The 12,804-nt window shown below is 73.2% G+C and carries 11 protein-coding genes; 5 read left to right on the forward strand and 6 right to left on the reverse strand.

Annotated features, from left to right (window positions below; translation table 11 throughout):
* Positions 1–133: 133 nt before the first annotated feature.
* The gene (locus tag F9B16_RS18430) at positions 134–1,954 is read left to right on the forward strand and encodes a glycoside hydrolase family 15 protein (protein ID WP_404800503.1); all 1,821 of its coding nucleotides are present in this window, start codon (positions 134–136) and stop codon (positions 1,952–1,954) included.
* A gap of 49 nt (positions 1,955–2,003) precedes the next feature.
* Positions 2,004–3,053, forward strand: a complete 1,050-nt coding sequence (locus F9B16_RS18435; RefSeq protein WP_151541321.1) for a glucose 1-dehydrogenase — start codon at positions 2,004–2,006, stop codon at positions 3,051–3,053.
* Between the two features lie 19 nt (positions 3,054–3,072).
* On the opposite strand, the gene F9B16_RS18440 is transcribed toward F9B16_RS18435, so the two are convergent.
* Positions 3,073–4,365, reverse strand: a complete 1,293-nt coding sequence (locus F9B16_RS18440; RefSeq protein ID WP_225991737.1) for a phosphorylase family protein — start codon at positions 4,363–4,365, stop codon at positions 3,073–3,075.
* Between the two features lie 197 nt (positions 4,366–4,562).
* On the opposite strand from F9B16_RS18440, the gene F9B16_RS18445 reads away from it, so the two are divergent.
* Positions 4,563–6,344 (forward strand): flavin-containing monooxygenase, encoded by a 1,782-nt coding sequence (locus F9B16_RS18445; protein WP_151541323.1) that lies wholly within the window; start codon positions 4,563–4,565, stop codon positions 6,342–6,344.
* A gap of 18 nt (positions 6,345–6,362) precedes the next feature.
* Here F9B16_RS18445 and F9B16_RS18450 read toward each other — a convergent pair whose 3' ends face one another.
* Together F9B16_RS18450 and F9B16_RS18455 are read right to left on the reverse strand one after the other, a co-directional pair.
* The gene (locus tag F9B16_RS18450) at positions 6,363–6,827 is read right to left on the reverse strand and encodes a hypothetical protein (protein WP_225991738.1); all 465 of its coding nucleotides are present in this window, start codon (positions 6,825–6,827) and stop codon (positions 6,363–6,365) included.
* 11 nt (positions 6,828–6,838) lie between these two features.
* Entirely contained in the window at positions 6,839–7,900 is a 1,062-nt protein-coding gene (locus F9B16_RS18455) for a DUF6745 domain-containing protein (RefSeq protein ID WP_225991739.1), read from the reverse strand.
* Positions 7,901–8,043: 143 nt separating this feature from the next.
* Here F9B16_RS18455 and F9B16_RS18460 point away from each other — a divergent pair, with 143 nt between their 5' ends.
* On the forward strand, positions 8,044–9,504 hold the full coding sequence (locus F9B16_RS18460; protein ID WP_192808851.1) for an arylsulfotransferase family protein: 1,461 nt from the start codon (positions 8,044–8,046) through the stop codon (positions 9,502–9,504).
* A 24-nt stretch (positions 9,505–9,528) separates the two neighbouring features.
* Here the strand turns inward: F9B16_RS18460 and F9B16_RS18465 are convergent, their stop codons facing one another.
* The 3 genes from F9B16_RS18465 to F9B16_RS18475 are packed head-to-tail and all read right to left on the reverse strand — an operon-like array spanning position 9,529 to position 11,758.
* Positions 9,529–9,930, reverse strand: a complete 402-nt coding sequence (locus tag F9B16_RS18465; protein WP_151541327.1) for an RNA-binding S4 domain-containing protein — start codon at positions 9,928–9,930, stop codon at positions 9,529–9,531.
* Positions 9,931–9,969: 39 nt separating this feature from the next.
* The gene (locus tag F9B16_RS18470) at positions 9,970–10,920 is read right to left on the reverse strand and encodes a 1-acyl-sn-glycerol-3-phosphate acyltransferase (protein WP_151541328.1); all 951 of its coding nucleotides are present in this window, start codon (positions 10,918–10,920) and stop codon (positions 9,970–9,972) included.
* 1 nt (position 10,921) lies between these two features.
* Positions 10,922–11,758: a patatin-like phospholipase family protein gene (locus F9B16_RS18475; RefSeq protein ID WP_225991740.1), complete on the reverse strand. Its 837-nt coding sequence runs from the start codon at positions 11,756–11,758 to the stop codon at positions 10,922–10,924.
* Between the two features lie 103 nt (positions 11,759–11,861).
* Between F9B16_RS18475 and F9B16_RS18480 the strand changes: the two genes are divergently transcribed.
* Positions 11,862–12,428, forward strand: a complete 567-nt coding sequence (locus tag F9B16_RS18480; protein WP_151541330.1) for an RBBP9/YdeN family alpha/beta hydrolase — start codon at positions 11,862–11,864, stop codon at positions 12,426–12,428.
* Positions 12,429–12,804 lie beyond the last annotated feature (376 nt).

A 12,804-nucleotide genomic window follows, 5' to 3' on the forward strand; every position in this document is an offset into this window, starting at 1 on the left:
CTGCCGGGGTGCCCGTGAACGCGGCCTCCATGCGGCCCGTGACGTGGTGAATCGCCCCACGTCCGGCATGGATCCGGCCCCCGGGGTAGGGCAGACGGGGACGGGAGACCGAGCACGGAGGTGAACGTTGGCGCTGCGCATCGAGGATTACGGACTGCTCGGCGATCTCCATACGGCGGCCCTGGTGGGGGCCAATGGCTCCATCGACTGGCTGTGCCTGCCCCGGTTCGACTCCCCGGCCTGCTTCGCCGCGCTGCTCGACGACGAGGCCGCCGGGTTCTGGCGGATGGCGCCCGCGTCCGGCGGGATGTGCACGCGCCGCCGGTACCGCGGGGACACGCTGATCCTGGAGACCGAGTGGGACACCCCGGACGGCACCGTCCGGGTGATCGACACGATGCCGCCGCGCGGGGAGGCGGCGGACGTGGTCCGGATCGTCGAGGGCGTCAGCGGCCGGGTGCCGGTGCGGACGGAGCTGCGGCTCCGGTTCGACTACGGCCGGATCGTGCCGTGGGTGCGGCACGTGGACGGGCAGCTGGAGGCGGTCGCGGGCCCGGACGCGGCGTGGCTGAAGACGCCCGTCGCGCTGGAGGGCCGCGGGACGTCGACCGTCGGCGAGTTCGCGGTGTCGGCCGGGGACCGCGTCCCGTTCGTCCTGACCTACAAGCCGTCGCACGAGCCGCACCCCCGGCACGTCGACCCGGAGCAGGCGCTGCGGGACACCGAGGCGTTCTGGGCGGAGTGGACGAGCGGCTTCCGCTACGAGGGGCGCTGGGACGACGCCGTCCGCCGCTCCCTGATCACGCTGAAGGGGCTCACCTACCGGCCGACCGGCGGGATCGTCGCCGCCGCGACCACGTCGCTGCCCGAGCAGCTCGGCGGGCCGCGCAACTGGGACTACCGGTTCTGCTGGCTGCGGGACGCGACGTTCACGCTGCAGGCGCTGCTCGGCACCGGGTTCGCGGAGGAGGCGCGGGCGTGGCGGGAGTGGCTGCTGCGCGCGATCGCCGGCGACCCCGCCGAGCTGCAGATCATGTACGGGATCGACGGGACGCGCCGGCTCCCCGAGTACACCCTCGACTGGCTCGGCGGGTACGAGGGCGCCGCGCCGGTGCGGGTGGGAAACGCCGCGTCCGGGCAGTTCCAGCTGGACACGTGGGGCGAGGTGCTGCACGGCCTGCACCTCGGCCGGGAGTCCGGCATCGCGCCGGTGCAGAACGCGTGGGACGTGCAGAAGTCGCTGCTCGACTTCCTCGAGTCCCACTGGGACGACCCGGACAACGGCCTGTGGGAGGTGCGGGGTGACCGCCGCCACTTCGTGCATTCCAAGGTGCTGGCGTGGGCGGGCGTCGACGCGGCCGTCCGGGGCGTCGAGAGGCACGGGCTGGACGGGCCGGCGTCGCGGTGGCGGGCGCTGCGCGACCGGATCCACGCGGACGTCTGCGAGCACGGCTACGACGCCGACCGGGGCACGTTCACGCAGTTCTACGGGTCGAAGGGGGTGGACGCGGCGCTTCTGCTGATCCCGACCACCGGATTCCTGCCGTGGGGCGACCCGCGCGTCGTCGGGACCGTGGACGCGGTGGAGCGCGACCTGTACCGGGACGGGTTCGTGCTGCGGTACGACACGTCGGCCGACGGCGGCGTCGACGGCCTGCCGGGGTCGGAGGGCGCGTTCCTGGCCTGCACGTTCTGGTTCGCGGACGCGCTGCAGGGCGTCGGCCGGCACGAGCAGGCGACCGAGGTGTTCGAGCGGCTGCTGAGCCTGCGCAACGACCTCGGGCTGCTGAGCGAGGAGTACGACGCGGCGGCGGGGCGGCAGGTCGGCAACACGCCGCAGGCGTACTCGCACGTCGGGCTGGTCAACACGGCCCGGCACCTGAGCGGAACCGTCCCGGCGACGGAGGCGTCCCGGACCGCGGGTGCGAGCGCGGGTGCGGGCGCCGGGGCTTGACCCCTCACAGCGAGAAGACAGGCAGAGCACGGAACCGAAGGAGAACCGCATGCGCGCCTTGACCGTCGTCCCCGGGCAGAAGGACTCGCTGTCCGTCCGGGACGTCCCCGATCCGGAGCCGGGCGACGGCGAGCTGCTGGTGGACGGGCTGGCCGTCGGGGTCTGCGGCACCGACCGGGAGATCGCGTCGGGCGAGTACGGCTGGGCGCCGCCGGGGCGTGACCACCTGGTCATTGGGCACGAGTCGCTCGGACGGGTGCGGCGGGCGCCGTCCGGCAGCGGGTTCACCGAGGGCGACCTCGTGGTCGGCGTGGTGCGGCGGCCCGACCCGAACCCCTGCGGCGCCTGCGCGCACGGCCAGTTCGACATGTGCCGCAACGGCCGCTACACCGAGCGCGGCATCAAGGAGATCGACGGCTACGCGAGCCAGGCGTGGACGGTCGAGGCCGATTACGCGGTGAAGCTCGACCCGCGGCTCGCGGACGTCGGCATGCTGATGGAGCCGACGACGGTGGTCGCGAAGGCGTGGGAGCAGGTCGAGAAGGTCGGCGCGCGGGCCTGGTACGAGCCGAAGTCCGCCCTCGTCACCGGCGCCGGGCCGATCGGGCTGCTGGCGGCGCTGCTCGGCGTCCAGCGCGGGCTCGACGTGCACGTCCTCGACCAGGTCGCGGACGGCCCGAAACCGGACCTGGTGAAGAGCCTCGGCGCGACGTACCACAGCGAGGGCATGGACGCCGCCGTCGCGCACGCCAGGCCCGACATCGTCATCGAGGCGACCGGCGTCGGGCAGCTGGTGTTCGGCGCGATGGCCGCGACCGGCGCGTACGGGATCGTCTGCCTCACCGGCGTGTCGCCGACGGGACGGAAGCTGACGATCGACGCGGGCGGCATCAACCGGGAGATCGTGCTGGAGAACGACGCGATCGTCGGGTCGGTGAACGCCAACCTCGACCACTACGCGGCGGCCGCGGACGCCCTCGCGAAGGCCGACCTGGACTGGCTCGGCCGGCTGGTGTCGCGGCGCGTCCCGCTGGAGCGGTTCCAGGACGCGTTCGCACCGGACAAGGACGACGTGAAGGTCGTCATCACGCTCGACTAGCACCTGCCGGCGTTCGGGGTCAGGTCTCCATGCCGAGCAGCGGCTCGTCGGAGGCGCGCAGATCCTGGTTCGGCAGGCCGTCGGGGAAGTCACTGCGCACCCGTTCGAGCGCGGCCAGCGCGATGTCGAGGTGGCGCCGCTTGCTGGTCTCGTAGAACGACTTCGCGCCGCCCGAGAGCTTCGGCGCGGCGTGCAGCGGCTTGTCCGAGACGCACAGCAGCGTCGCGTTCGGGATGCGGTACCGGAACCCGTTGGCGGCGATCGTCGCCGACTCCATGTCGACGGCGATGCACCGGGCGCCCTTCATCGCCGCGAGCGTCCGCCGCTGGTTGAACTCCCAGTTGCGGTTGCCGGTGGTGTGCACCACGCCCAGCCGGTACCCGGCCCCGGCCGCCTCGAGGCTGTCCAGCAGGATGGTGTTGAGCCGGTGGTTGGGGATGACCGGGATGTCGGTGGGGAGCACCTCGTCCAGCACCTGGTCGGCGCGCTGGTAGGCGGTGGCCAGCACGTAGTCGCCGAGCCGCTGGTGGTTGCGGAGCCCGCCGCAGTGCCCGACCATGATCATGGTGTCGGGGCGCAGCACCGCCAGGTGGTCGGTGATCGTCTTGGCGTTGGACGGGCCGACGCCGATGTCGACGAGGCTGACGCCGTCCCCCGCCTCGGTGCGGTGGTGCCACGCGGCCATCTGGACGCCGGGACGCTCCGGCCCCTCCGCGTCGGGGAACCGCTCCCGGAACGTCTCGATGTACATCGCGTAGTTGGTGAACAGCACGTGCCGCTGGAAGGACTCGGCGGGCGTCCCGCAGTAGTGCGAGAGCCGGTCCAGGGACAGGGCCATGCGCTCCGGCCCGAACAGGAACAGCTTCTTGCCGCGCAGGTCGACGTGGTCCTCGTCCAGCGCCGCGAAGAAGCCCGGATCGTCGAACGGCAGGGCCCGCCGCGACGCCCGCACGCTCACGTTCGCGCCCGCCCGGATCAGCGCCGACAGCTCCCTGCGCAGGTAGTTCCGGATCGCGCCCGGCCGCGCGAACTCCCCGGTGATGTGCGGGTTCGCCGCCGACCACGGGCGTTCGACGTCGATGGCCGGGTACCAGCCGTCCGCGTCGATCGCGTGCAGGGCTTCGAGGAGCTCCTCCACCGCCGCGACCGAAGCCTCCCTCGCCGGGACCTCCACCGCCGGGACCTCCACCGCCGGGACCTCCACCGCCGGGACAGGAACCTCCGCCGCCGGAACCTCTGATGCCGGGACCAGGCTCTCCGCCGGCGCCGTCGTGACCTGCCCGGCCGTGCCCGCCGCGTTCTGCTCGACCACTCGGGGCGCCTCCCTCCGACTCCGCACCAAGGGCCGGCGTCCTCGGTCCGCGGCCGCAGCGCGATCGTATCCGCCCCGACGACCGCAAGCCGGTGATTCGTTCACGAGTGTCGCCTTTGGACGGTCCTGAATGTCATTCTGTTCGGGACGAGGGCGAGCGCGCGCGCCCGCCCGCCGGCCCCGCCCCCGGAGCATGCATGATCGACAAGGAAGCCCTCCGCCGGAAGTACCGCGCCGAACGCGACAAGCGCCTCCGCCCCGACGGCAACGCCCAGTACAAGCGCCTGACCGGCCGGTTCGCCCACTACCTCACCGACCCGTACACCCCCGTCGCGCCGCGCGAGCCGCGCACCGACCACGTCACCGTCGCGTTCATCGGCGGCGGGTTCGCCGGGCTCGTCACCGGCGCCCGGCTGAAGGAGGCCGGCGTCGCCGACGTCCGGATCGTCGAGAAGGGCGGCGACTTCGGCGGCACCTGGTACTGGAACCGGTACCCGGGCGCCCAGTGCGACACCGCGTCGATGGTCTACATGCCGCTGCTCGAAGAGACCGGGCACATGCCCACCGAGAAGTACGCGCACGGCCCGGAGATCCTGGAGCACTGCCGCCGCATCGGCAAGCAGTACGGCCTGTACGACAACGCGCTGTTCCACACCGAGGTCGAGGACCTGGAATGGGACGCGTCCCGGTCCCGGTGGACCGTCCGGACGAACCGCGGCGACGCGTTCACCGCCCAGTTCGTCGCCATGGGCACCGGCCCGCTGCACGTCCCGAAGCTGCCCGGCATCGACGGCATCGACGCGTTCGAGGGGCACTCGTTCCACACCAGCCGCTGGGACTACGCCTACACCGGCGGCGACCCGTCCGGCGCGCCCATGGACCGGCTCGCGGACAAGCGCGTCGCGATCATCGGGACGGGCGCGACGGCCGTCCAGTGCGTCCCGCACCTCGCGCGGGCCTGCCGCGAGCTGTACGTCTTCCAGCGCACGCCGTCGTCGGTCGACGTCCGGAACAACTACCCCATCGACCCGGAGTGGTTCGCCGGGATCGCGACGCCGGGCTGGCAGCGGCGCTGGCTGGAGAACTTCACCTCCAACCAGACCGGCGGCACCGCCGAGATCGACCTCGTCATGGACGGCTGGACCGACCTCAGCCGCCGCATCCGCGCCCGGTACGCCGCGCTCGGCCCCGGCGAGATGACGCTCGAGCGGATGGCGGAGGTCTACGAGGAGTCCGACCACGAGAAGATGGAGGAGATCCGCGCCCGCGTCGACGCGATCGTCGCGGACCCGGACACCGCGGCCGGGCTGAAGGCCTGGTACCGGCAGCTGTGCAAGCGGCCGTGCTTCCACGACGAGTACCTGCAGGCGTTCAACGTCCCCGGTACCCACCTCGTCGACACCGACGGGAAGGGCGTCAACCGCATCACCCCGTCCGGCGTCGTCGCGGGCGGGCGCGAGTACGAGATGGACTGCGTCATCTACGCGTCCGGGTTCGAGGTCGGCACCGAGTACACCCGGCGCACCGGCTACGACATGACCGGACGCGGCGGCGTGAAGCTGTCGGAGTACTGGTCGGAGGGGATGCGCACCCTGCACGGCACCCACGTCCACAGCTTCCCGAACGCGTTCGTCGTGCAGCCCGCGCAGGGCGCGAACCTCATCTCCAACATCCCGCACAACCTCACCGAGGCGGGCGCGACGACCGCGGCGGTCATCCGGCACGCCCTCGACGGCGGCTTCACCGAGGTCGAGGTGACGCGGGAGGCCGAGGACACCTGGCTCGACCTGCTGCGCACCGCGCCGCCCCCGATGCGGTTCCTGCCGGACTGCACGCCCGGCTACTACAACAACGAGGGTCAGGCCCCCTCGCCGTGGTCGCTGCTGAACGTCGGCTACCCCGCCGGCGCCACCGCCTACTTCTCCTACCTGGACCGCTGGCGCGAGTCCGGAGAGTTCGCCGGCCTGGAGTTCCGCTGACCCCTGCGCCGGGGCGGGTCAGTCGGCGACGAAGCGGGCGCCGCCGCGCCGGCGGTCGTGCTCGCGCTGCCGCCGGACGACGTACGTCCCCGGCGCGCAGCCGGACGCGCCGTGCTCGGGATGCAGCAGGTACACGACCTCCGACGCCGTGAACGCGCCGATCGCGAGGCCGGTGTCGTCGGCGACGTTCGCCGTCCAGCGGCAGATGCCCGGCTCCGCGACGAGCGTGTGCGTGTTGCCGCCGGCCTCGGCGCGCAGCAGCTCGACGCCCTCCGGCGGGACGTCCCGCCACGGGCTGGGGGCGCCGAACCGCGGCTCGTCGGGCGCGGGCCGCACCGCCGGCGCGACGGCGTCCAGCGGGATCACGATCAGGTCGCCCTGGGCCTGGAGGCCGTCGACGACGGGGATGCGCATCGACCGCTCCAGGTGGTCGAGCACCGCGACGCCGGTCTGCCGGGAAAGGGACGCGAGAGTCTGTTCCATGGTCATCACCTTCAGGTTCGGCGGGCGAGGAGGGAGTACTGCTCGGCGGACAGCCCGTACGTCCAGGCGGCCGCGGCGACCGGGTCGCCGATCGCGCCCGGCACGGTCAGCCCGTACCGGCGGCGGGTGCCGTCGCGCTCGACCGACCCGTTGACGGCCAGCAGCACGCGGGTGTCCGGCCGCATGTCGTAGAGCCGCAGCTCGGAGCCGGGGTTCCCGGGGTCGGGCGCGGCGCCGACGAGCCGCAGGCCGGCGCCCTCGATGTAGGCGGGCCAGCCGAGGCGCTCGATCGCGCACCGGCGGATCTCGACGTTGACCTCCCGGTCGATGCGCTCCGGCGACGGGTCGGCGATCACCCAGGGCGGCACCGGGGTGCCGTGCCAGACGTGCACGTCCCAGCCGTCGGCGTAGCGGATCGCCGGGCCGTCCGGGGCGTGCAGGCGCACCTCCCCGTCGTCCCCGGCCGGCTCGGTGCTGACGGCGACGGGCCGCTCGGACACCACGCACACGTCCTCGTGCGGCCACCACCAGCCGGCCGACGTGAGCGCGGCCTCCCACAAATCAAGGGCCCTGACCTGCTCGGACGTGAACGGAACGCCCGCCACCCGGCGCATGACGTCGTGGTAGGCGAACCAGGAGACGCACAGCCTCTCGTACCAGGTGGCCGCAGCGCCCTTCGAATCGTGCGCCGCGCGCGCGGCCATGCCCAGCGTGCCCCGCACCGAGCGGGCCAGCGAGCCCTGCACCTGCTGCCGGAACAGGCCGGCCAGGCTGGAGCAGTGCTCCCTGACCGCCTCGTCGAGATCGAGGCGCAGCTTGAACACGGACGTGGCGAGTGCGCGCGCGGCGGACCCGTCGAAGACGTGCGGCCCGTCCGGGCGCAGGCGCATGCCGGGCGGGACGGTCTCGAAGGCCGCGAGCGGCGAGGGAACCCAGTGGAACCGGGGCGGATCGAGTCCGGCCAGGCGGTAGAGGCCGGAGATGGCCGCTTCGGCGGCCGGACGGTCGGCGGGCAGCGCACGCAGCGCCCGGCCCAGCCATGCGTCGCGGAGGGCGGCAGCGTCCCGCTGCACGGCTCCGCTCATCGGATGCGGGCGGCGACGCCCCTTTCATCGATCATGGTCCGCATGGTCGCAGACCGCCGCCCGGGATGTCCATAGGGTTACCTCAGTCCGCGTTCAGCGAGTTCCCAGTTTCGCCGCATAGACCGTGCGGCATGGGATTGTCGCGACGCGGGTTTCTGGTGGGGACGGTGCTGGCCGGCGGGGCCGCGTTGGCGGGAGCGGCCGGAACGCTCCAACGCGGCGGCGGCCCCGACGCCGACGCCGCCGCGGCCGAGCCGGGCGGCTACCTCACGCTGCCCGGCACGCAGCCGCCGAAGCTGACCGTCCGCCGCACCGGGAACACCGCGCCGGGGCTGGTGTTCCTCGGGCCGTTCCGCGGCACCGACTACGCCGACGCCCTCATCGTCGACGACGACGGCGAACCCGTCTGGTTCCGCGGCTCCAGCGATCTCGTGACGGACCTGCGCGTCCAGACCTACAAGGGCGAGCCCGTGCTGACCTACTGGGAGGGCGCGCGGCTCGTCGGCGGGCACGGCGCGGGCAACGGCGTCCTGCTCGACCGGACCTACACCAAGATCGCCGAGGTGCGGGCCGGCGACGGCATGCACGGCGACCTGCACGAGTTCCAGCTCACCGACCGCGGCACCGCGCTCCTCACCGCCTACCCCGAGGTCACCGCGGACCTGCGGCCGATCGGCGGCCCCCGCGACGGGCACGTGTACGGCTGCCGCGTCCAGGAGGTCGACATCGCGACCGGGAAGGTGCTGCTCGACTGGAAGGCGCTCGACCACATCGCGATCGCCGAGACGAAGATGCCGATGACCAAGGACACCGACGGGACGAAGGGCCGGACGTTCGACCCGGTCCACGTCAACTCGGTGCAGGCCTACGGCGACACGCTGCTGGTCTCCGCGCGCGACACCTGCGCGCTGTACTGCGTCGACCGGCGGACCGGCGCCGTTCGGTGGCGGCTCGGCGGCCGCCGCAGCGACTTCGCGATCGGCCCCCGCGCCGCGTTCGCCTGGCAGCACGACGCACGCCGCCTCGACGCCACCACGATCTCGCTGTTCGACAACCACATCACCAACGTCGGCGACGGCCCCTCCCGCGGCCTCCTCCTGAAGATCGACGAGAGGGCCCGCAAGGCGACGCTGCTGCGGGAGTACACCGACGGCAAGACCTACGGGCAGTACATGGGCAACGTGCAGTTGCTCCAGGGCGGCAACGCGGTCGTCGGCTACGGCTCGACCGCCACGGTGATCGAGTTCGGGCCGGACGGGAAGCCCGTCATGGAGATGACCGGCGCCGGCTCCTACCGGGCGTACCGCTCGCCCTGGTCGGCGCGGCCCGCGACGGCGCCGTCCGTCGCCGTCGCGTCGGTCGCCGACGGGCGGATGCGCGTCCACGCGAGCTGGAACGGCGCCACCGACGTCGCGGCCTGGCGGTTCCTCACCGACGCGGACGCGGCCCGCTTCACGGCCGCCGCGACGGCCCGGCGCACCGGATTCGAGACGGCCGCGACGATGCCCGTCGCACCGCGCGTCGTCGCCGAAGCGCTCGCCGCGAACGGCAGCGTCCTCGCCCGGTCCGCCGTCCAGGCCGTCAGCGTCTGAGGTCGGCCGCCCGGCGGCCGGGGGTCAGCCCGCGGGCGGGCGGTTCAGCGTCGAGTTCAGCGCCCGCAGCCGGTCCAGCTCGCGGCGGTCCCGCTTCGTGGGGCGCCCCGCGCCCCGGTCGCGGCGGCCGATCGGGACCAGCGCCTCCCGCGGCGGCGGGGGCGGGCTCTTGTCGATCAGGCACTCGGCCGCCGCCGGCGCCCCCACCCGCTTGCGGACGATCTTCTGCACGACCACGATCCGCTCCCGGCCGTCGTGCCGCAGCCGCACCTCGTCGCCGATCTTCACCGCGGTCGCCGGCTTCGCCCGCTCGTCGTTCACCCGCACGTGCCCCGCGCGGCAGGCCGTCGTCGCCATCGACCGCGTCTTCAGCAGCCGGACGGACCAGATCCACAGATCGACCCGCACCGTCCCCTCGTCCGCCATGCCCTGGAGTCTATTGACCACGTCAACGGCTTATCGCGATCACCGGTTCGCCGTGATCCACGCGTCCGCCCGCTCCCACTGCGCGTACAGCCAGTTGATCCGGGCCTCCCGCTCCTCCGGCACCTCCTCCGCCGGGATCCGCCACCACCGCGCCCGGACCGGCTCCGCCAGCGGCACCCGCCGCCAGATGTCCCGCACCGACGCCATGTGGTCGAGCCCCACGTGCGCGACGAACACCACGTCCGCGCCGGGCGCCGCCTCGATCGCCGCGAGGACGCCGCCCGGCCGCGGCGGCATCAGGTTCCGCAACCGCGCCGCCCGGACCGCGTCCCGCCGGCGGTGCCGGCGCGCCAGCCGCCGGATCGCCCGGTACCGCCGCTCCGGCGAGAAGTTCCCACCCTCCGGGAAGATCAGCAGCGCGTCCCGCGGCCCCAGCCCCTCCGCCAGCCGCCCGATCCGCTCCGTCGCGCCGCCGCGCTTCACGAACACGTTCGGCATCCGGTGCGCGGCGATGTCGATGCACGGATCCAGCTGCAGCTCCGCCTTCATCACCACCCGCGGCCGCCGCCGGTACCCGGTCAGCAGGTGATGGACGAGGATCAGCGCGTCCCCCGGACCCGCGTGCCGGCTGAGGACGATCAGCGGACGGCCGCCGCCCGTCCCGTCCCAGCTCCCCTCGTCCTCGACCCGCAGCCCGAGCCGCCGCCCCGCCACCGCGTACAGGCCCGCCACATAACGGCGGATCACGTCGTAATGCCGCTCGTCATGCCCGCGCCCCGTACACCACAGCCAGCCGCACTCCACCACCGCCGCCGACTCCCGCACCCCCCACGCCAGCGCGAACCACAGGAACCGGACGGCGCGCCGGCGCTCCCGGCCGAACACCGTCCCGAAGAACCACACGACGGGGAACGCGAGCACCACCAGCAAGGTCAGCAGGAACAGCACCGGCGTGCAGACCAGCCGCCGGACCACGGGGGGCGGCACCATCTCACACCCGCTCTTCGAGATACCTCGACGACGCCGCATAGGCCCGCTCGATATGCCCCGCGATACCCGACGCGTCCCGGTACCGCATCTGCGAGTAGTCGACGCCCGCCTTGAGCCGCTTCCCGCCCGCCGGCAGGACGTGCACCTCCAGCCCGTCCGGCAGCGCCGCCATCTCCTCGAAGAACCGGTGCCGCCGCGCGATCTCGAACGCCACCATCCCCACCTCCCACGGCCGCCGCGGCGGCACCAGCGCACGCTCGACCCGCCCCACCTGCAGCACGTAGATCCGCGTCGCGCCGAGCGCCACCGCCCGCCCCACCGGGATGCTGTGCACCAGCCCCCCGTCGAAGTAATGCCGCCCGTCCACCTCCACCGGCGGCAGCAGCCCCGGCGCCGCGCACGACGCCAGCACCGCCGGGATCACCGGCCCCTGCGCGAACCAGTGCGCCATCGCCGTCTCGATCCCCGCCCCGACGCACTGGAACGGGACCGCCATCTCCCCGAACTCCCGCACTGGCAGCAGCTCCTCCAGCATCCGCCGCAGCGGCTCCGCCGAATGCAGATGCGTCCCTGACCGCGCCAGCGTCCACAGCCGCTCCCACACCCGCGCCCCGAACACCTCCCGCGCCGCGTCGTCCGACCACAACCCCGTCAGCCGCCCCACCGCCGTCTCCGGGTCCGCCGCGACGAACGCCCCGTTCAACGCCCCGATCGACGTCCCCACCACCAGATCGGGCCGCACCTTGGCCTCCTCCAGCGCCCGCAGCATCCCCACCTCGTGCGCGCCGAGCACGCCCCCGCCGCCCAGCACGAACGCCGTCCCGCCCGACTCCGCCACCGTCCCTCCTTCAGCCGCCCCGTTCATCCCCCCAGAAACCAAGCCAAATCAGTACCCGGCGGCTTGACCCTCACACCGATGTCAGGCCCTACCGTCCGGCTACATGACCACCCGGACAACCCAGCGGCGCGCCTCGATCGTCCACGGCTACGGCGCGACCCCCGCCGACCACTGGTTCGGCCACCTCGCCGAGCAGCTCCGCCGCGCCGGCATCCCCACCACGATCCCGGCCCTCCCGGACTCCGGCACCCCCGACCCCGCCGCCTGGACGGCCGCCGTCCACGCCGACGCCGGCACCCCCGACGAGAACTCGATCATCGTCGCGCACAGCCTCGGCTGCCTCGCCGTCCTGCGCCACCTGCGCTCCCTGCCGTCCCCGTGGCGCCTCGGCACCCTCGTCCTGGTCGCTGGTTTCGTCGACCCGCTGCCCGCCCTCCCCGACCTCGACGCCTTCATAGCGGGCGGCTGCGACGTCCAGGGCCTCGCCGACCGCATCGACCACCTCACCGTCATCCGCTCCGACGCCGACCCCGTCGTCCCGCCCGGCCACACCGACCGCCTCGCCCGCCTGCTCGGCACGACCGCCGAGATCGTCCCCGGCGCAGGCCACTTCCTGGCCTCCGACGGCATCACGTCACTGCCCCAGGCCTTGCGCGCAGCGACAATCTGAAACGATCAGTAGCCGCACTCCCGGAATCGTCACGGCGGTCGATTCTTCGTCCACAGGCTGTGGACAGAGATGGCCGCGTTGGAGGCGGGGTCGAACATTGCTAACGCCGAAGCAGCACAGAACGCCTGGTCGGAGCGATGGCTCGGGCGTTCAGGTGATTGGCAGCGGCCCCGATCTGATCGCTTCTTCGACGACGTCTTCGAGGTTGGTCTTTGGCGGCGGCGTTAGGGGTTCCCGGGGAGAGGCCGTACGCGCTTCACGAGGGCCTTAACGGCTTTCTTGGGACGGCGTTCGAGAGACCGGAGAAAAGGGTGTTCGGGTGGTGGGGTGGCGCTTGCGTACGGGGCCGGTGATGGGGGCAGGCTCCGCCTGCCCC

It is taken from the genome of Actinomadura montaniterrae (assembly GCF_008923365.1).
Classification (GTDB): Bacteria; Actinomycetota; Actinomycetes; order Streptosporangiales; family Streptosporangiaceae; genus Spirillospora; species Spirillospora montaniterrae.